Annotated in this window: 14 protein-coding genes; 3 read left to right on the forward strand and 11 right to left on the reverse strand. The window is 70.9% G+C overall.

Features of this window, described 5'->3' with window-relative positions:
• Positions 1–2: 2 nt before the first annotated feature.
• Positions 3–1,550: a phage tail sheath family protein gene (locus VA596_RS18285; protein WP_323328661.1), complete on the reverse strand. Its 1,548-nt coding sequence runs from the start codon at positions 1,548–1,550 to the stop codon at positions 3–5.
• Positions 1,551–1,740: 190 nt separating this feature from the next.
• Here VA596_RS18285 and VA596_RS18290 point away from each other — a divergent pair, with 190 nt between their 5' ends.
• Positions 1,741–5,178 carry a phage tail protein gene (locus VA596_RS18290; RefSeq protein WP_323328663.1) on the forward strand — a complete coding sequence of 1,146 codons (3,438 nt, stop codon included), beginning with the start codon at positions 1,741–1,743 and terminating at the stop codon, positions 5,176–5,178.
• Between the two features lie 5 nt (positions 5,179–5,183).
• On the opposite strand, the gene VA596_RS18295 is transcribed toward VA596_RS18290, so the two are convergent.
• The 7 genes from VA596_RS18295 to VA596_RS18325 form a co-directional block, all read right to left on the reverse strand.
• Positions 5,184–5,933: an eCIS core domain-containing protein gene (locus VA596_RS18295; RefSeq protein WP_323328665.1), complete on the reverse strand. Its 750-nt coding sequence runs from the start codon at positions 5,931–5,933 to the stop codon at positions 5,184–5,186.
• 105 nt (positions 5,934–6,038) lie between these two features.
• Entirely contained in the window at positions 6,039–8,024 is a 1,986-nt protein-coding gene (locus VA596_RS18300; RefSeq protein WP_323328667.1) for an ATP-binding protein, read from the reverse strand.
• The gene (locus VA596_RS18305) at positions 8,021–8,680 is read right to left on the reverse strand and encodes a DUF4255 domain-containing protein (RefSeq protein ID WP_323328669.1); all 660 of its coding nucleotides are present in this window, start codon (positions 8,678–8,680) and stop codon (positions 8,021–8,023) included. The genes VA596_RS18300 and VA596_RS18305 overlap by 4 nt, the downstream gene beginning before the upstream one ends.
• 124 nt (positions 8,681–8,804) lie before the next feature.
• Positions 8,805–9,161, reverse strand: coding sequence for a ClpX C4-type zinc finger protein (locus VA596_RS18310; protein WP_323328671.1), 357 nt, complete (start codon positions 9,159–9,161; stop codon positions 8,805–8,807).
• Between the two features lie 40 nt (positions 9,162–9,201).
• Positions 9,202–9,591, reverse strand: a complete 390-nt coding sequence (locus VA596_RS18315) for a hypothetical protein (RefSeq protein ID WP_323328889.1) — start codon at positions 9,589–9,591, stop codon at positions 9,202–9,204.
• Between the two features lie 56 nt (positions 9,592–9,647).
• Entirely contained in the window at positions 9,648–10,883 is a 1,236-nt protein-coding gene (locus VA596_RS18320) for a GDSL-type esterase/lipase family protein (RefSeq protein WP_323328673.1), read from the reverse strand.
• 813 nt (positions 10,884–11,696) lie between these two features.
• A complete protein-coding gene (locus VA596_RS18325) occupies positions 11,697–12,380 on the reverse strand; it encodes an alpha/beta hydrolase (RefSeq protein WP_323328675.1) in 684 nt (227 codons plus the stop codon).
• Between the two features lie 100 nt (positions 12,381–12,480).
• On the opposite strand from VA596_RS18325, the gene VA596_RS18330 reads away from it, so the two are divergent.
• Both VA596_RS18330 and VA596_RS18335 read left to right on the forward strand, forming a co-directional pair.
• Complete coding sequence (locus tag VA596_RS18330; RefSeq protein WP_323328677.1) at positions 12,481–13,368, forward strand: AraC family transcriptional regulator; 888 nt, start codon at positions 12,481–12,483, stop codon at positions 13,366–13,368.
• The gene (locus tag VA596_RS18335) at positions 13,365–13,649 is read left to right on the forward strand and encodes a hypothetical protein (protein ID WP_323328679.1); all 285 of its coding nucleotides are present in this window, start codon (positions 13,365–13,367) and stop codon (positions 13,647–13,649) included. The genes VA596_RS18330 and VA596_RS18335 overlap by 4 nt, the downstream gene beginning before the upstream one ends.
• A 50-nt stretch (positions 13,650–13,699) precedes the next feature.
• On the opposite strand, the gene VA596_RS18340 is transcribed toward VA596_RS18335, so the two are convergent.
• The 3 genes from VA596_RS18340 to VA596_RS18350 all read right to left on the reverse strand — a co-directional run bounded on the left by VA596_RS18340 (position 13,700) and on the right by VA596_RS18350 (position 18,672).
• On the reverse strand, positions 13,700–14,542 hold the full coding sequence (locus VA596_RS18340; protein ID WP_323328681.1) for a lysozyme: 843 nt from the start codon (positions 14,540–14,542) through the stop codon (positions 13,700–13,702).
• Positions 14,543–14,644: 102 nt separating this feature from the next.
• Positions 14,645–16,096: a radical SAM protein gene (locus VA596_RS18345; RefSeq protein ID WP_323328683.1), complete on the reverse strand. Its 1,452-nt coding sequence runs from the start codon at positions 16,094–16,096 to the stop codon at positions 14,645–14,647.
• Positions 16,096–18,672, reverse strand: coding sequence for a glycosyltransferase (locus VA596_RS18350; protein ID WP_323328685.1), 2,577 nt, complete (start codon positions 18,670–18,672; stop codon positions 16,096–16,098). Before VA596_RS18350 ends, VA596_RS18345 begins: the two co-directional genes overlap by 1 nt.
• Positions 18,673–18,756 lie beyond the last annotated feature (84 nt).

Raw genomic sequence — 18,756 nt, forward strand, 5'->3', positions numbered from 1 at the left:
CACTACTCGTTGACCAGGCTGGTGCCGCCGGACATCTGGGCCAGTCGGAAGATCACGAACTCCGCCGGTTTCACCGGGGCGATCCCCACTTCGCAGATCACCTGGCCGAGGTCGATCCCCTCGGCCGGGTTGGTCTCCCGGTCGCACTTGACGAAGAAGGCCTCCTCCGGGGTCAGGCCGAACAGCGCGCCCTTGCGCCACTCCATCACCAGGAACGCGCTGATCGTGCGCCGGATCCGCGCCCACAGCGCGTCGTCGTTCGGCTCGAACACGACCCACTGCGTGCCGCCGAGGATCGACTCCTCGAGGTAGTTGAACAGCCTCCGGACGTTCAGGTAGCGCCACGCCGGGTCGCTCGACAGCGTCCGCGCACCCCAGACCCGGATGCCCTTGCCCGAGAACGACCGCACGCAGTTGACGCCGATCGGGTTGAGCAGCTCCTGCTCGGCCTTGGTCAGGTGCGTCTCGAGCGCGAGCGCGCCGCGGACGACCTCGTTGGCCGGCGCCTTGTGCACCCCGCGGGTGGCGTCGGTGCGGGCCCACACGCCGGCCATGTGGCCGCTCGGCGGGACGTACGCGTTGGTTCCGGTCGCCGCGTCGAGCACCTGGACCCAGGGGTAGTACAGCGCCGCGTACTTCGAGTCGTACCCGGCCCCGTCCATCCGCCAGCTCCGGACCTCCTGGGGGTTGAGCGCCGGCGGCGGGTCGATGATCGCCATCCGGTCGCCCATCAGCTCGCAGTGCGCGATCATCGCGAGCTGCACGGCCTTGACCGTGTCGAGGTCGATCAGGTCGCGCTGGTAGGCGGCCATCAGGTCCGGCACCGCGACCATGGTGATCTCGTCGATCGCTTCCAGGCCACCGAATCCGGTGCGGTCGGCGACGTCACCGACGTAGTCGCCGGCCGCGACCCGGCGCGGGACCGGTGGTGCCTGCGGCGGCTCGACGAGCACCGCGGCGCCCCGGTCGGGCTTGGCGGCCGCGCTGCCGGTGGCGACCTCCTCGATGGTGATGAAGGCGGACTTCTCCCGCACCGCCGTGACGACGTTCTCCTTGGTGCGCTTGGTCGTGACGTTGTGCGTCTCGACGACCTTGCCGTCCTGCCGGACGAGCACGGTGAACCGGTCGTCGGCGGGGCTGTCGCCGGTCGGCTCGGCCACCTCGACGGTGATCTCCCCGGCCTGCTTCTTGCCGTCCGGCAGTTCCTTCGCGACGAAGCGGTAGCCGCCGAGCACCGCCTGGCGTGCCGTGATCTGCTTCGGCGCCGAGCCGTTGTCCTGCGTGCGCGGCCCGCCGACGCGGACGATGTAGCAGTTGGTGCCCCCGTTGAGGAAGTAGCCGTAGACCGACTGGGCCAGGTAGCAGCCCTCGACGAAGTCGCCGAAGACCTGCGTGTACTGGCCCCAGTTGGAAACCAGCGTCGGGGTGTTGAAGGGACCGTCCGCCGCGAAGCCGACGAACGCGGCGACGGCGGTGCCCACGCCCTCGATCGGCCGTGCGCCCGCCTCGATCTCCTCGACGTACACCCCCGGCGTGAGATAGGTGGGCATGCGTGCCTCCCTTGTCGACGCACAAGTCTTGTCCTCGGCGATCCTGCTGCCCGCGCGCTCCGCGCGAAACGACCGTGCGGCTAGGCCCGCGGGAACCGATCTCTGCCCTTAAAGGCAATTGCCCCTTCGGGCACCCGCGCCCGCCCCTCTGGTCGTTGGCAACCTGCCCGGCACGGGCGACAGTGGATCCATGCCAACGGGGCGGGACATGGCGCCACGGGAACCGTCCGCGCCGTCCGCGCGGGCGGCGAAACCCGCGCGCCGGGCGACCCCGCCCGCGTTGCTGCGCCTGCAGGCCTCTGCCGGCAACGCGGCGGTGGCGGGACTGGTCGCGCTGCAACGGCAGGGCTGTCCCGCTCCCCCGGTCGCACCCGCCGGCGTGACCCCGGCGTCCGATCCGAAGTTCCAGTCGTTGAAGAAGGACGTCGGTGGCCAGGCCGACGCGGCGAAGGCGCATCCGCCCGCCGGCGCGGAGGTCAAGAAGGCGCAGGACGCCTCGGTCGCCCCCGCCGACGACAAGGACGCCCAGGCCAAGGCCGCCCAGGCGGACAAGATGGCGGCGGCGAAACCGGCGGGCTTCGACAAGGCGGCCTTCATCGCCGCGGTGAACGCCGCCGTCGCCAAGCAGGCGCCGCAGAACCTCGACGACGCCGACAAGTTCGCCACCTCCGGCAAGGCCGACCAGGTCAAGGCCGAGGTGCTGGGCAAGGTCACCAGTGGCAAGGACGCCTCCGCCAAGGACGTCACCGACCGCACGAAGGAGGCGCCGGACCCGAGCCGGGCCGTGGAAAAGCCGGTCACCCCGCTGCCGGCCGCCCCCGCCCCGCCCGCCCTGGCCCCGCCGGACGCGCGCAAGGCCACCCCGGACAAGGCGCCGCCCGAGCAGACCGATCTGCGCGCCGACCAGTGCGAGACCCACGGCAGGATGGCCGAGGCCGGGGTCACCGACCAGCAGCTGGCCCAGTCCAACGAGCCGGAGTTCACCGGTGCGCTGGCCGCGAAACAGGAAGGCGAGCGGCACACGGCTTCGGCACCGGCCGCGGTCCGCGAGTCCGAAGCCGCGAAGCTGGCCGACGTCACCGGCGCGGCCCAGGCGTCCGGACGGTCCGCGATGGCAGGCATGACCGGGGCTCGTACGACGTCCGGGCAGAAGGGCCAGGCGTCGAAGTCGGCCACGAAGTCGAAGGACGAGCAGGACCGGGCCCGGATCACCACCGAGATCAAGACGATCTTCGACGAGACCAAGACGAAGGTCGAGGGCGTGCTGGGCGCGCTCGACGACCAGGTGGCGAAGCGGTTCGAGACGGGCGAGGCGGCGGCGAAGGCGGCGTTCACCGCCGACCACCAGGCCCGGATGAAGAAGTACAAGGACGAGCGCTACGACGGCATCTCCGGCGCGGCCCGCTGGACCTACGACCTGTTCGCGAGCCTGCCCGCCGAGGCCAACAACCTTTTCCTCGAGGCCAAGAAGGTCTACGAGGTCAGGATACAGGGCGTCATCGGCGACATCGCGGACTTCGTCGGCCAGCAGCTGGGCGAGGCGAAGCGGCTGATCGCCGAGGGCCGGTCACGGGTGCAGCAGAAGGTCGAGTCCCAGGCGCCGGCCCTGCGCAAGATCGCGGGCGAGGCGGCCAAGGAGTTCGGCGGCCAGTTCGACGACCTCGAGAAGTCCGTCGACGAGAAGCAGGAGTCGCTCGTCGAGGACCTCGCCCAGAAGTACAGCGAGGCCCGGAACACCGTCGACGAGGAGATCAAGACGCTGCAGGCGGAGAACAAGGGCCTGTGGGACAAGGCCAAGGAAGCCGTCGGCGGCGCGATCGAGACGATCCTGAAGCTGAAGGACATGCTGCTCGGCGTGCTTTCGCGGGCCGCGAACGCGGTCGGCCTGATCATCGCGAAGCCGATCGAGTTCCTCGGCAACCTGGTCAACGCGGTCAAGACCGGGGTGCTGAACTTCGGCTCGAACATCGTCCAGCACCTCAAGGACGGCTTGAAGGGGTGGCTGCTGGGCAACCTGGCGAGCGCGGGCATCGAGATCCCGGAGGCCCTGGACGCCAAGGGCATCCTCAAGATGGTCATGTCGCTCCTCGGGCTCACCTGGGCGAGCGTCCGCGCGCGGATCCTCCGCTTCATCCCCGAACCCGTGCTCGCCAAGCTCGAGCAGACGTTCGAGGTGGTCAAGATCCTGGTCACCGAGGGCGTGCCGGGGCTCTGGCGCTGGGTGGTCGAGAAGCTGGGCGACCTCAAGGAGATGGTCCTCGGCCAGATCAAGGAATTCGTCATCGAGAAGATCGTCAAGGCGGGCATCACCTGGATCATCTCGATGCTCAACCCGGCCGCGGCGTTCATCAAGGCCTGCAAGGCGATCTACGACATCGTGATGTTCTTCGTCGACAAGGCCGCCCAGATCAAGGAGTTCGTCGACTCGGTCCTGGACTCGGTGGAGTCCATCGCCCGCGGCGGGGCCGGAGCGGTGGCCGGCCTGATCGAGCGCACGTTGGCGAAGGCGCTGCCGATGGTCCTTGGCTTCCTGGCGAGCCTGCTCGGGCTGGGCGGGATCTCGGAGAAGATCAAGTCGATCCTGGAGAAGGTCCAAGCGCCGGTCGGCAAGGTGATCGACACGGTCGTGGGGACGATCGTCAAGGCGGGCAAGAAGGTCTGGTCGAAGCTGAAGGGCAAGGGCAAGGCCGGCGGCGGTCCGGACACCCGGACCGCTCAGCAGAAGCAGCAAGCCCTGGGGCAGGCGAAACAGGCCGCCGACGCCGCAATGCGGAAACCGGACGCGACCCGGCAATCCGTCGAAGCGGCCTTGCCGAAGATCAAGGACACCTTCCAGCTCAAGACCATCGCCCTGGTCCCGGCGAGCCCCGGAAAGTTCAAGACCCACCTGGAGATCAATCCGACCGACGACACCAACGAAATGCCGCTGGGCCCACTGGCCCCGGTCGACGAGGCCAAGATCTACCTCGGCAAGCGGTTCGTGGTCAAGGCCACCAACCGCGTGGCCAAGGTCGAATCCGTCCGCGACGACGGCTGGGTGACGCTCAAGTACGAACTGGAACGTTCGATCGGCGGCACCAGCAGGACCATGGAAGGACGCCCGGCCTTCCCCGTGCTCAAGTTCCTCGCGAACACGCCGGACGGCGGCCCCGAACTGGGGCCGGCCGAAGGCGGCGCGAACCAGACGCAATACACGATCGACGGCAAGACTCTGCGTCCCGAGTACCACGATGTCCGCGCGGTGTTCTACGGAGGTTCTCACAAGTACAGCGGCCAGGACGCCGCCAAGATCGCCGCCGCGACGAGGCCCGACGGCGTGACTTTCACCTGCCCCGGCGTCCCTTTCCTCGGTATCGGCCCCCACGTCACGACCAGGGTCAAGGCCAATGGTGCCGACAACTACGCCCTGGACCACAAACGCTCCGTGGCGGGACACTGGAACTCCCAGGGGCGAGAGAAAGGCCACAGCGACCGGACGAAGTTCTACGCGGACGCCGACAACCTCGAAGTCCTCTGCGGGTCGTGCAACAGCAAGAAGGGATCCAAGGACCCCGACACCGGCCGGGCCGAGAAATACGTGAAGGACGTCACGATCCCGGGTTTCACCGGCCCCGACGGGAACCCTTAACGGGCCTAGGCCTCTTCGGTCTCTTCCTCGCGCTGCACGAAGGTCTGAGCCATCTTCTCCTCTTCGCCTTCCTCGGCGGCAGGAGCTTCTTCCTCGCGCTGGACGGTCATCCGCTGGACGGCGTCCTCGGCGGTGTGGCCGCCGTCCTCGCAGCGCTGGGCCGCAAGAGCGGCAGGCCCGGGGGCAGGCGCCGACATCAGGCGGTCGGCGTTCGCCACCGCCTCGCGCTCGAACCGGTCCGACGGATCGGAAACCTTCACCCCGCCGCCCGCGTCGGTGCCGTCCACCGGGCCGCTGCGCTGCTGGACCACGTGGGTCAGCTCGTGCGCCAGCATGTGCCTGCCCGTGTCGGAGCCGGGGTCGTACTTGTCGCGCTGGAACACGATGTTGGTCCCGACCGTGTACGCCTGCGCGTTCACGGACTTCGCCGAGTCGTGGGCCGCGCTGCCGGTGTGGACCCGGACGTCGCCGAAGTCGTGGCCGAAGCGGGTTTCCATGTCGGCGCGCGTTTCGGTGTCCAGCGGCGCGCCGCCGCCCGAGCCGACGACCTCGTGCACCGGTGACTGCTCGATCAGGGTGCTCGCGCCGGCGTTGCCCACCGCGCGCTGCAGGCCGAGCAGGCCCGCCGGGCCGAGGACGTCCGTGCGGCCGGCGGCCGCGGCCCGCCCCATCAGGTCGTGGTCGTCCCGCTCGATCCGGTCGCCGTGTGGCCGCAGGGTCGGTTCGAGGTCGTTTTCGTGACTGTGCCCGCGCATGGTCCGCTCCCTCCGCCGCCCGTCCAGCTTGCCCCGCCGCCGCGCCGCGCGCCAGACTGGCGTGCGCGTCCGGAAGGGCGGTAAAAATCGCCCGAACGGGCAAGCTCAGCCTTCCGTCACCATCGCCAGGTAGGGGCCGAACTCCCGGTCGAGGCAGAGCCGGCCCAGCTTCCGGTACTCCCGCGCGACCGCGCCGACCAGGTCGCTCATCGCCACCGGGCGGCCGGCCTCGGCGGCCAGGTACGCGCCGGTGACCGCGGCCGAGCGGATGTGCCCGCCCGCCAGTTCGAAGGCCTCGGCCAGGAACCCGAGGTCCAGGTCCGCGCCCCGCGGCAGCCGCGTGCCGAGGCAGCGGTCCCACAGCTGGTGCCGGAGTGCGACGTCGGGCAGCGGGAAGTCGACGATGACGTCGATCCGGCGGGTGAACGCCTCGTCGAGGTTCGCCCGCAGGTTCGTCGCCAGCACCGCGATGCCGTCGAAGGTCTCCATCCGCTGCAGCAGGTAGGCGCTTTCGACGTTGGCGTACCGGTCGTGCGCGTCGCGGACCTCGGACCGCTTGCCGAAGATCGCGTCCGCCTCGTCGAACAGCAGGACGCCGTTGACCCCGGACGCCTCGGTGAAGATCCGTTCCAGGTTCTTCTCCGTTTCGCCGACGTACTTGTCGATCACGGTCGCCAGGTTCACGGTGTAGAGGTCCATCCCGAGCGACGCGGCGATGACCTCGGCGGACATCGTCTTGCCGGTCCCCGAGTCCCCCGCGAACAGCCCGGTCACGCCCCGCCCGCGCCCGCCACCCGGGCGCATCCGCCACTCGTCGAGCACCTGGTCGCGGTACCGCGCCCGCGCGGCCAGTTCGTCCAAAAGGGACAGTACGCCGGCCGGCAGCACGAGGTCGGGCCAGCCGACGGCCGGTTCGATCCGCCGCGCGAGCCGTTGCAGGCCGGCGGCGTTCTGGCTTCGCGCGCCCGCGCGCAGGTGGGACGTCCGGACCAGCCCGTCGTCGGCCAGCGCGGACACCGACGCGGCCTTCGCCGCGCGGGCGATCTGGGCCGGCCCCAGCACGAAGTGCGCGGTCGACTCCCCCGGGTCGACGCCCGGGGCGAGCCGGCCCTCGAGGCGGCTGCGCCAGAGCCCGGCGCGGCTCGCGGCCGGCAGGGGCACCGCGTCGAGGTGCAGCGGCGGGGTCGCGCTCCACCGCGGGTCCCAGGCGCCGGTGCCGTGCACCACGAGCGGGATCGCCGGGTGCACCAGCTCTTCCAGCCGCGGGTCGTCGACCGGCCCGAGCACGATCCCGGCGCCCCGCAGCAACGCCTCCCGCCGCAGCGACCCGGTGAGTTCGGCGTGGCCGGCTTCGGCCTGCCAGCGCACGGCGTCCACCACCAGCGCCGGGTACCCGGCCGCGGCGAGCGCGCCGACGCCGAGCTCCTCGGCGCCCCCGCCGGGCTGTTCCTTCAGGTAGACCAGCCCGGCCCGGCCACGGATCGCGCGGGCGAGCCGGTCCCGGCCCGGCACGTCGACGAGCTCGGTGCCCAGGTGCGCGCAGCCGGCGAGCTCGGGCGCGAGGCGGTCGTCGCCGAGCAGGTGGTTCACCACCCGGTCGGGAACGCGCAGCGTGCGCGAGAGGAACGGCCGTTCGTCCTCGCCCACGGTGAGCAGGCCGCAGGTGTGCAGCGGGGAGCCGGCGTCGAGCCGGGCACGCCCGGCGGCCGACGCCTCGGGGATCCCGCACAGGCGCAGCGCCAGCCCGGCGGTCGCGCGGCGGCGGGTCACGTCGTCGTTGAGGTAGCCGTAGAACTGCTCGAACCGGCTGTCCAGGTCGGGGGCGAGCGCCACCAGCAGCAGTTCGACGTCGACGCCGGTGAGTCCCGCGCGTTCGGCGAGCGGGCGCAGCCTGCCGTCCGGGGCGGAGTCCGTGAACGGCGCGAACGGCTCGCGGTGACCTTCCAGCAGCGCGTCGATCGCCTCGTTGGACAGGTACAGGCCGCGGAACGGGTCGTCGGGGTTCGGGTCGGCCGCGCGGCGGCCGTCGACCGCGTCGCGGATGCGCTGTTCGAGGCCGGCCAGCCGCTCGAACAGGTACTCCAGGCTCACCGGTGCTTCCGGTGGTTGCGCGCCATGGCGACCCGGCGCTGTCCGTCGACCGCCCCGCTTTCGGAGACGTGGTGTCCGATCAGTTCGCCACCGCCGGTGTCGAGCTTGAGGCCTTCCTTCGCGGGCGGCCCGGCCGGGTACACGCGTCCACTGTGGATCGGGGCGGAGACGACGACGTCCAGCGACGGCTTCAGCTCGCCGCCCAGCGCGGTCCACACGTCGGCGAACGCGCGGTCCTCCGGCGGCGGCAGCGCGACGGTCATCGGCACCGGCAGCCCCATCTCGGCCAGCGACCCGGTGAGCACCTCGGCCGGCACGGCCTCGTAGCGCAGCAGGCCGAGCAGCAGGTCGGACAGCACGCGGTGCTCGTCCTCCGGGCGCTGGGTCCACGCGGTGACCAGGTACGACAGCTTGACGTGCTTGGGCGGCAGGTGCCGTGCCGAGACCTCGCCGCGCTGGTCGTACTCGTTGAGCAGCCCGCGCGAACGCCGTCGCATGTCCTCGCGCACGTCGTAGAGGTAGATGTTGACGGCCGGGGCGTTGCGCCTGGCCGCCCAGTCCTTCGTGGGCGCGTCGAAGGCGACTTCGACCTCGCTGCCGCGCAGCGCCTCGTCCTTGACCAGCCGCCGCAGCGCCTCGTCGACCTCGTGGATCACCGGCAGACCTCCTAGGACGGGCGGCGTCTCCACCCTGTCCGCGGGGGCGCGGATCGGCCAGCCGCGCAGCGGCAGACCTTCGGGTACGCCCGGCTGCCCGTTGGGGCAGGGCCGGCCCGCCGGATCACTCTTCGCCGGAGAAGCGTTCCCACGCGGACTGACGGGTCATGCCCAGCGCCGCGCCGATCCGGGTCCACGTGCCACCCAGGGTGCGCGCCTTGCGGACCCAGGCCGTGAGGTTCTGCTGGACCTGAGCACCCGCCGAGGCGACCGGGGCCAGCCGCGACAGGACGTCGTCCAGCGTCAGCTCCTGATCCCACGGGGCCACGCGCGGGATCGACGCCGGCTTTCCCTCGATCACCGCCGCGCACAACGAGACGCAGCCGTCGCAGATGAAGACCCCGGGGCCACTCACCAGGGTCTTCACCTCGGTGTTCGGGCGGGCGCAGAACGAACAGTGGGCCAGTACCGCGGTGGTCATCAGCAGCCTCCTCGACGTGTCAGGCTGGACCTTACGCGCGTCAGGCGCGACCTGACAAGGTCAAGGCACCGAGGAACGAGGACGTCCAGCCGGACAGCTCCTCCAGACGGGACATCAAGACCTCGATCTCGACCCAGCGGCGGTGTTCGCGTTCGAGGTCCGGGACCAGGAAGTCGCCGACCAGGAGCAGGAGCGTGGCGATCTCGTAGGCGACGTCCGCCAGCTGGAGGAAGGGGCGGTACTCCGCCTCCGTCCCGGCGCCGTGACAAGCCGACCACGAACGGGCGCCGAGGCCGGTCACGCGGCACGTCTCCTCGACCGTCGCGCGCAGGGAGGCCCGGCGGGACGTCGGCGGGGATTCCAGCAGCGGGGCTATGTTCCAGGCCACCGACAGCAGGCAGCACCCCGCGTCGTCCATCGAGTTGTTCATCACGCGACGTACTGTGCGCAGCGGGCCGCACACTCGGGCCGTTGCGACTCGCGCTGTCAGCCCATCGTGTGAGAAGTGAACCCGGACGTGAGCATCGGGATCGAGATGAAGTCCGCCAGGGCCTGCTGGCCCGCCGCGTTCGCGTGAATTCCGTCGCCGTTGTCGTAGGCCGGGTTGATGCTGTTCGGCTTCAGCGGGTCTTTCAGGACTTCGTCGAAGTCGAGGATTCCCGAACACAGGCCGCCGCAAGTGTTCCAGCGTTCCACGAACAACGCTATTTCGTGACGATCGAGGTTGTTCTTGTCGCTGTAGCCGGGGCGCGGGGTGCTCGGCGTGACGTAGATGGCGATGCCGGCCGCGCGCAGGCGGGCGAAGACCGCTCGGTAGCTGTCCAGGACGGCCGTCGCGTCGCAGCCGTACGCCAGGTCGTTGGTGCCGTAGTAGTAGATCACCGCACGGACGCCGTGCAGGGCCAGGACGTCCCGGTCCAGGCGGCTCGCGGCGTCCAGGCCGACCACCCCCGGCGGAATGCTCGGGCAGGTCGGAGCACTCGTGGTGCCCGAGACGCCCGCGTTGGCGACGGCGAGGCCCGACGGCGCGGCCCGGCGCGCGAGGTCGTCCGCCCAGCGGCGGTCCGCGCCCAGCTGGGTGCAGCCGGGGCCGCAGTTCGTGCTGCCGATTCCGTCGACCACCGAGCTGCCGAACGGGACGACGGTTCCCTTCACCGCCGTGTTGTGCACGTCCACCGCGCTCACGACGTACGTCGAACCGACCGTCTGCGCGAAAGCCGAGCCGCCGGTGTCGGCCGTGTGGTCGCCAGCGCCGGCAGCGGTCAGGTAGTTGTCGCGTAGAGCCGCGCCGTGCCGTCCTGGGGTGGCGGTGCCGAGCACCGACATGCTCACGGCCAGGTTCGTGTTCGGGCGGGTGGTCAGGCGCAGCTCGTCGCTCCAGACCTCTCCCCCGGCCGGGATCGTGACGGCACCGCTGCCCGCGAAGGTCAGGTCCCGGGGCGCGGTCACCGCCGCGCCGCCCGCGCTCACCCCGGCCGTCGCGTGGCCCACCGACAACGGGCCCGAGCCGAACGTGTTCTGCAGCCTGACGCGCACCGCGTCGCCACCCTCGCTCAGGTGGGTGATCATCCGGAGGGACTGCCCGTTCAGCGGCGTGTCCGCGCGGCCGTCCTGGGACTGGGCCCACGAGGTGAACCACGCCTGCCCGGCCCCCGCGGCGACCGGCGCCGCCGCGAAGGCCAAAGCCGAAACCGCCGCCAGAACCGCCACCTTGCCGCGCACAGGCACCTCCGTAGTCCACAAAGGACCAAACGAAACAGCGACAAGAACGAGAGTAAGGAGCCGCCCCCGCGCCGACAACAGCACGAGGGCGGTCCTGTCCGATCTTGTCAGCCGCCCGCGCTCGCTCAGCCCGGCGATCGCGACGGGCCGCGTCTCGCCGACCGCGAGCCGGTCAACCGGGTGGATTGCTCGGTCAAGCCCGCCATCGCGGCAGCCCACGACGACGATCGGCCAACCCGTACCGACCTCCTCAGCCGACAGACAATCTCCCGCGCAGCCAGCCGGCCACCCGCTCGATCACCTCGGCGACCGCGATCCGACCAACCGGCGGCATGCTCGGTCAGGCCTGCTGTCGAGGCGGCCCGCGACGACGAGCGACCAGTCAGCCAGCAGCACGCTCGACCAGCTCGGCGACCGGCTGCGTCTCGCCGACAGCAACCCGGTCAACCGGTGCCATGCCCGATCGGGCCGCGACGACGATCCACCGATCAGCCAGCGGCACGCTCGATCAGCTTGGCGACCGCGCCTCGCCGACAGCGACCCGGTCAACCGGTGCCATGCTCGATCGGCCCGCGACCACGATCCACCAATCAACCAGCGGCACGCCCAATCAGCTCGGCGACCGCGACAGGCCGCGTCTCGCCGACAGCGATCCGGTCAACGGCGGCATGCTCGATCGGGCCGCGACAACGAGCGACCAGTCAGCCGGCCGCGCGCCCGATCAGCGCGGCAATCGCGACCTGCTGCGTCTCGCCGACAGCGACCCGGTCAACCGGTGCCATGCTCGATCGGGCCGCGACAACGAGCGACCAATCAGCCAGCGGCGCGCTCGATCAGCTCCGCGATCGCGACCGGTTGCGAAGCCAGCGATGCGTGACCGGACTCCAGCTCGATCGTCTCGCGGGCGCCGATGCGCGCTGCCATGCGGCGTTGGTTGTCCGGGGCGATCATGCGGTCCTGGGCCGAGACCTGGTACCAGGACGGCTTCGACTTCCACGCCGGGTCGGTCACCGGGTCGCCGAACGTCGAACCCACCGGGGCCTTCTGCGTCACCGCCATGACCAGGGCCTCGTCCTCCGGCAGGTCCTGGCAGAAGCTCTCGTGGAACTTGTCCTGCGCGATCCACAGGTAGCCGTCGGAGTCCGGGGCGATGTTCGCGCCGCCCGGGGCGTCGTGGCCCTCGCTGACCGTTGCCAGGCTCTCCCCCGCGTCCGGCGCGAACGCCGCCACGTAGACCAGGCCCGTCACGTTCGGCAGAGTCCCCGCCTCGGTGATGACGGCGCCGCCGTACGAGTGGCCGACCAGCAGCACCGGCCCGTCGACCTGCTGCACCATCTGCCGGGTGCGGGCCGCGTCGTCGGCCAGCGACGTCAGCGGGTTCTCCACCGCGTGGAGCGCCCCGAAACCGCGCTTGTCCAGCTCCACGATGACCTTCGCCCAGTGGGCGGCGCCACCCCAGAAGCCGTGGACGAGCACCACGGTCGGCTTCTCGGCCATGAAGGGTTGCCTCCTCGATCCGGCGCGCCGGGTCCGCTCGTGCCGAACCGGTCACGCATACTGCCTCAGACCAGACTAGGAGGAGGTTCGAGCAAGAACCATGCCCCAGGAACCGGGAAACTTTGCCGATTCGCTTCCGGCGTACGGCGAGCAGGACGCGCTCTCCGACGTCCTGCAGGCCATCCACCTGCAGGGTGGTGCCGTGCGCCGCCGGATGGACACCGTCGAGCGGTACCCGGCCGGGACCCGGCTGCTGCACCTCGTCGGAGCGGGCCGGCTGCGCCTCGAGACCGACGGCGAGCCGCCCGTCGAGCTGCTGCACGGCGACATGGCGCTGCTCGCCCGCGGCGACGCGCACGTCGCCCATCCGGTCCCGGTCGCGGAGTGGGTCACCGGGGAGTTCCACGTCGAGCCGCTCGTCGCCGCGCCGCTGCTCGGGGTCCTCCCCGCGGCCATCGTGATCCGCGGCGACGCCCGGACCGCGGCGTGGCTCCCGCTGAGCCGGGACCTGCTGCTCGCGGAGGTGACGCGGCCCGAGCCCGGCGCCCGCGTGATGGTGTCGCGGCTGCTCGACCTGCTGTTCATCCGGTCGCTGCGGACGTGGGCGGCCTCCGGCGACGAGACGCACCCCGGCTGGCTCACCGCCGCGATGGACCCGGCGCTGGGGCCCGCGCTCACCGCGATCCACCGCCACCCCGGGCACGACTGGCCGGTCGACGAGCTGGCGCGGCTCAGCTCCCTGTCCCGCTCGGCGTTCGCCGCGCGGTTCACCGAGTCGGTCGGGGAACCGCCGGGGGCGTACGTGCAGCGGAGACGGCTGGATCACGCCGCCCACCTGCTGCGGAGCACGGCCGAGCCGGTCGGCCGGATCGCGGGCCGGGTCGGCTACGCCTCGGAAGCGGCGTTCAGCCGGGCCTTCTCCCGCGCGTACGGCAGTTCGCCGCGGGTCTGGCGCGGCACCGCGAGTTCCGGTTCGATGGACCGATGAACAGGGCGAAGCTTCGAGCAGTGCGCGACGCGGCCAGGCCGGACGGAGCCGTCTTCGGCGACCCCTACGAGACACCGGACGGGACCACGGTCATCCCGGTCCTCCAGCCGGTCGGGGTGTTCGTCGTCCACGGCGGCGACGTCAAGTGGGAACCCGCCGTCGACCGGACCCGGATCCTGCTGATCGGGGCCATGACCGGCCTGATGGCCGCGACGTTCAGCACGCTGGCCGTGCTGCGCAAGCCGCCGTGGCCGGACGTCGTGATCCGGCAGACGCGCTAGGTCTGCTGCCCGGCGAGCAGTGGCAGGTGTTCGAGCCGGTGCCGGCCGAGCTAGGCCGCCTGGGCCGCCGCGCCCTTCGCCAGTGCTTCGACGCGGCCGATCGGGCCGTTGTAGTAGTTCTGGTCGCCCGGGAGGCCGCCGCCGCGGGCGAACTGCCAGATGCTCTGCTTGTCCCAGCCCGCCGGCAGCTCGCCGACCTCCGGGCCGTAGCGGGCCAGCCAGAGCGGGTTCGTGTTCCCGAACCCGTTCGCGTTGCCCGTGCAGGTCTTCCACCAGTTCGTGCTGGTGTAGATCAGCGCGCTGCGGTGCGCCTTCGCGAGGTACGTGCGCGTGAAATCGGCGATCCACGCCGTCATGTCGGCGGGGTTCTTGCCGTAACAGGCGTCGCCGTACGGGTTGTACTCGATGTCGAGCGCGCCCGGCAGGGTCGTGCCGTCGCCACGCCAGCCGCCGCCGTTCGCGATGAAGTAGTCCGCCTGCGCCGCGCCGCTCGAGACGTCCGGGCGCGCGAAGTGGTACGCGCCGCGGATCAGGCCCGCGGCGTGCGCGCCGTCGTACTGCTGGGCGTACTGCGGGTTGACGAATCCCGTGCCCTCGGTCGCCTTGACGTAGGTGAACTTCGCGCCGCCGCCGGCCGCCGCGCCCCAGTCGACCGGGCCCTGGTGGCCGCTCACGTCGTGCCCGAGGGTCTGGTCGGCGACGTCCGCGCGGGACGTGAGCGGGCTCCCGTGGATCCCTTCGTGCGCTTCGATCTGCGTGCCCGCGAAGTTCGTGTCGGCGTGTGAATAGTCGGGAGCGGCCTGCGCCGGCGTCACGACGACCACCGACGCGAACGCCGCGAACGCGCCGGCCCCGGCCAGCTTCGCCAGGGGTCCCGGGACGATTCGGGTCATCTGGGCTCCGATCTCGGTACGGCCGTACGGTGCTGACCCCATGCTGCACGCCCGTACCGGTCCTCGCGAGACTTCCGTCACCCGTCGGAGTGATCTTGGTCGTCAGAGCTCGGTCGTGATGATGGCCTCCACCAGGACTTCTCCGGTTTTGGTCAATTCCACTTTCCCCGCCCCGGAATCCAGCCGGACGAGGCCGCGATCGGCCAGGGAGCGGAACTTCCCGAGCCACGGTTCGGCGAACAGCGAACGCCCGGGGAACCGCGAGGCGTGCACGGAATCCCGCAACGGCTGCAACGTCGTCAGCGCCATCTTCACCGCCCGCGCCTCCTGGGCCTCGGGCGTGAACCGTGTCGCCGAGCCCAGCGGGATCCGGCCCGCCTCCACCGTTTCGATGTAGCGCTTGGAGTTCACGTCGCTGATCGCCTCCGACGCGCGGCAGCTCGAGCTGCCCCCGAGCCCGATCGCGACCTCGGCCTCCTGCTTCTCCTGGTCGACCATGATGGACTTCCACTTCTCCGGCCCGAGGCCGTCACGAGCGAAGTACATCGTGGGGTGCTCGGTGTAGTGCGCCGCGCGCAAACCGTCGGTGAGCAGCTCCCGCATCTGGTACTGCTCCCCGAGCGTCGGCCAGCGGTGGCCGTCGCGCACCAGCTTGTCCCGGTAGGACGGCAGCTGCCACGCGGCGGGCTTCTCGCCGGTGACCCCGGTGCGGGTGTCGCTGTAGGAGGCCAGGTGCAGCTTGGTGCACACGACGGCGGTGATCTCGTTCTCCAGCACGACGTCCAGGTCCCGGCGGACGCTGTCGAGGGTCTGGTCGAGCAGGCCGTACATCAGGTCGATGCTGACCCACTCGAAGCCGAGGCTTTGCGCGTTGCGGACGAAGTCGACGCACATCTGCGCCGAGTGCTCGCGCCCGCACAGCTCGAGGACGTGGTCGTCGAACGACTGGACTCCGCTGGACAGCTTGGTGCAGCCCAGGTCCCGCAGCAGTTCGAGCTTCGCCGGCGTGAACGTGCTCGGGTCGCCCTCGAACCGGATGGTCGTGTCCGCGGTGAAGCCGAACTCGTCACGGTAGAAGTCCAGCAGCCGCCGGATCTCCGGTTCCGGCAGCAGGGACGGCGTGCCGCCGAAGACGTTGAACTCGCCGACCTCCGCGCCCGCCAGGTTCGGGACGGCGTCGAGCCACATCCGGGCTTCGGCGATGTTCAGGTCGACCCAGTGCTTCGCCTTTTCGTCCGTGACCTCGGGTTTGCCCTTCACCAGCACCACCGGGTACTGGCAGAACCGGCAGCGGTAGGCGCACGTCGGGATGTAGGACCACAGGTGGATCGGGTTGCTGGAGGCCAGTTGCGCGTCCAGGTCGCGCAGGAAGTCCGCCGGCGCGTAGCCGGGGACGTTGCCCGGGAACACGTGTGCCCCGAACGGGTCCTCCTGCACGTAGTCCAGCAGGTGCCGGTTTTCGGGCGCCTCCAGGACGTCGAGGACCGCGGGGCGCGGCCACGCGGGGTCGAGACCGTGCAGTGAGCCGATCGCCTCTTCGTAGGCGAGTGTCATCAGAACACCCCTCCGTTGCCGAAGTAGTTGTGGGCCTCTCCGGACTCGCGGTCCTCGCAGTAGTAGTGGACGAACTCCGCGAACCGCTCCTTCGGAACGTCCGCGAAACACGAGGGCAGCGGCGGTGGATGGCCGATGTCCTCGCCGACGTGCTTGCGCAGGCACGCGAACAGCTCGTCGGCGAACTCGAGGTACAGCCGGTAGGACGGCGTCTTGTACGCGTGGATCGGCGTGAAGTCGACGACGCGCATCTCGTCGCGGATCTCGGCGATCCGCTCCCCCAGCCGCGCGGCCAGGTCCGCGCCGAAGAACCCGATGACGGCGTCGTCCTCCAGCAGCGCCGGGGTCAGCAGCACCGGCAGGATGGTGTTCTTCGGCGTGAAGTCCTTGATGGAGAACTCCCACGCCTGCAAGGCTTCCGCCTCGGTCAGGTCAGCGGACACGGCCGGAGCGGAAGGGCGGATGTCGCGCATGACGATGGTGCCGCCCGAGCCGTAGGCGCGGCCGGTGATGACCTCGTCGATGGCGTGGTCGACGCGGCGCGGGTTGATCTCGACGCGCGAGCGCGGCGCGTACGTGATCGCGTCTCCCCCGCTGGCGACCTTGATCCCGAAGTCCCAGTCGTCGGAGAGGTGGTTGACGAACTTCCCGTCCTGCAGCTGGTAGAAGACCTCGATGCCGCCGGCGCGCTCGTAGGCGTCGCGCTCGACGGCGAAGCCCTTGCCGTCGGGAAAGCCGCCGAACAGCGAGAACGTGACGGCGCGGCAGCGCAACGTCCGCTGGATCGCGTCCCACAGCCGCGGGCGGCCGGTGAAGTGGTCCGCGTTGTAGTAGTAGTCGCAGACGCCGATCGCGGCCTTGGTCGTCTCCATCGCCTCGAGGAGCTCACTCAGCCAGTGCACGTCGACCCGGCAGTCGGCGTCGGCGGACACCAGGTAGAACCGTTGCGCCGGGTCGGTGTCCGGGCGGTTCCGGCTGCGGACGGCGGCGAAGTCCATGCCCGCGCGGCGCGCGCACGAGACGCCCTGCTCGGGTTCGTGGATCACGTGGACGGGCAGGTCCGGGTGGGCGGCCGCGAACTCGCGGGCGAGCGCGACGGTGTCGTCGGTCGAGTTGTTGTCGACCAGGACGACCTCGTAGCTTTCCCGGTCCAGCCCGCGCTGGTCGTACAGCGTCCGCAGCACCGACCGCAGGTTGGCGGCCTCGTTGTACACCGGCAGCACGACGCTCAGCCGCGTCCCGGCGCCCATCGGCGGCGGGTACAGCCGGTCGACCAGGTCGTCGACGACCTGGGTGCCGAACCGCGCCCGCCCGAGTTCCTGGTTCGCCCGCACCACTTCCGCTCGTTTCCCCTCGTCGGTGATCAGTTCGGCCACTTCGCGGGCGAACGCCGCGTCCGGCAGGTCGCGGGCCCGGATGTCCAGCACCGGCGCCTGGAACCCCGCGGTGCCGTAGACGGCGTTATACAGCTCGTACCCGCTGGTCACGTACGGCGTCCCGGAGGCGATCGCCTCGCTGACCGGGTTGCCGTAGCTCTCGTAGTCGTAGGAGGTCAGGAAGGACACGACACTCGCGTGCGCCAGCAGATCGCGGACGGAGTAGCGGCCGGGCGTGGCGGTGTCGTACGGGGTCAGCCAGCCGCCGAAGACGACCCGGTCGCGCACCCCGAGCCGGCCGGCCAGCTCGGTGAGCCGGGTGTACTCCGCGGGCGCCTCCTCGACGTCCCCCGCCACGAACAGCCACGCGTCCGGCAGCAGCACGAGGAGGTGGAGGTCCCGGTCGACGCGCTTCTGCGGGATGATCCGCGTGATCCGGGCCAGCAGCGGGACGTCCTCGGGGATGCCGTGGTCGCGCCGGAAGCCCGCGTTGCGCGCGTCGATCTTCGCGGTGTCGATGGGGAACGTGTTCGGCAGGACGTCGAGGTTGCGCAGGCCCGGCACCCACTCGAGGGTGCGCGCCTTCGCTTCTTCGTGCAGCGCGAAGTAGTGGATGTACGGGGAGTTCCGCGGCGCCGGCGTCGCGCGGTACGGGAACCGGCCGTACTTGGCGATCCCCGGTTCGCTCTGCCACATCAGGTCGTGGTCGCGCCAGAACACGAACCGGCCGAGCCGGTGGCGCGCGCCGTAGCGGTCGATCGCCCGGTAGAGGCCCTCGGTGTACGCCGGGTTCTCCGGCAGGGTCCCGTTCTCGACCATCACCATCGTGACGCCGAGGCGTTCCCAGGTGGCGGTGATCCGGTCGGCCAGCTCGCCGGCGATCCGGTCCAGCTCGGGCCGCAACGCCGCCCCGGCCTCCCGTTGGACGACCTCGGCAAGCACCCGCTCGACGAACTCGCGGTCGTAGCCGCGGACCGTTTCGACGCCGTCGACGCGGTCGAGGACGACCCAGTCCGGCAGCAGCCCGGCCTCGTCACGATAGGGCCGGAAGAACGCGCCCTTGTCGGCCTTGATGTCGTAGCCGAGGTCGAGGTGGACCCGGTGCCCCCGGGCGGCCAGGCGCTTCGCCGTCTTGAGGAACTCGACCACCACCCCGGACAGCGGAGTTCCGTCGAAGGACACGCCCCAGAGCACTGACATCGATGGCGGACTCCCGTGTCGACTGCGGTGTCGGCTCCACCCTACGTCGCCCGTTCACGGAAAAGCCCTAGAAACAGACAGCGC

The sequence above is a fragment of the Amycolatopsis heterodermiae genome, assembly GCF_034929455.1.
GTDB classification, from domain to species: domain Bacteria; phylum Actinomycetota; class Actinomycetes; order Mycobacteriales; family Pseudonocardiaceae; genus Amycolatopsis; species Amycolatopsis heterodermiae.

What these genes read in the sequence shown, in the direction of transcription:
- VA596_RS18285 (WP_323328661.1), bottom strand. Translation starts at nt 1,550, where the DNA reads ATGCCCACCTATCTCACGCCGGGGGTGTACGTCGAGGAGATCGAGGCG.
- VA596_RS18290 (WP_323328663.1), top strand. Translation starts at nt 1,741, where the DNA reads ATGCCAACGGGGCGGGACATGGCGCCACGGGAACCGTCCGCGCCGTCC.
- VA596_RS18295 (WP_323328665.1), bottom strand. Translation starts at nt 5,933, where the DNA reads ATGCGCGGGCACAGTCACGAAAACGACCTCGAACCGACCCTGCGGCCA.
- VA596_RS18310 (WP_323328671.1), bottom strand. Translation starts at nt 9,161, where the DNA reads ATGACCACCGCGGTACTGGCCCACTGTTCGTTCTGCGCCCGCCCGAAC.
- VA596_RS18315 (WP_323328889.1), bottom strand. Translation starts at nt 9,591, where the DNA reads ATGAACAACTCGATGGACGACGCGGGGTGCTGCCTGCTGTCGGTGGCC.
- VA596_RS18325 (WP_323328675.1), bottom strand. Translation starts at nt 12,380, where the DNA reads ATGGCCGAGAAGCCGACCGTGGTGCTCGTCCACGGCTTCTGGGGTGGC.
- VA596_RS18330 (WP_323328677.1), top strand. Translation starts at nt 12,481, where the DNA reads ATGCCCCAGGAACCGGGAAACTTTGCCGATTCGCTTCCGGCGTACGGC.
- VA596_RS18335 (WP_323328679.1), top strand. Translation starts at nt 13,365, where the DNA reads ATGAACAGGGCGAAGCTTCGAGCAGTGCGCGACGCGGCCAGGCCGGAC.
- VA596_RS18340 (WP_323328681.1), bottom strand. Translation starts at nt 14,542, where the DNA reads ATGACCCGAATCGTCCCGGGACCCCTGGCGAAGCTGGCCGGGGCCGGC.
- VA596_RS18345 (WP_323328683.1), bottom strand. Translation starts at nt 16,096, where the DNA reads ATGACACTCGCCTACGAAGAGGCGATCGGCTCACTGCACGGTCTCGAC.
- VA596_RS18350 (WP_323328685.1), bottom strand. Translation starts at nt 18,672, where the DNA reads ATGTCAGTGCTCTGGGGCGTGTCCTTCGACGGAACTCCGCTGTCCGGG.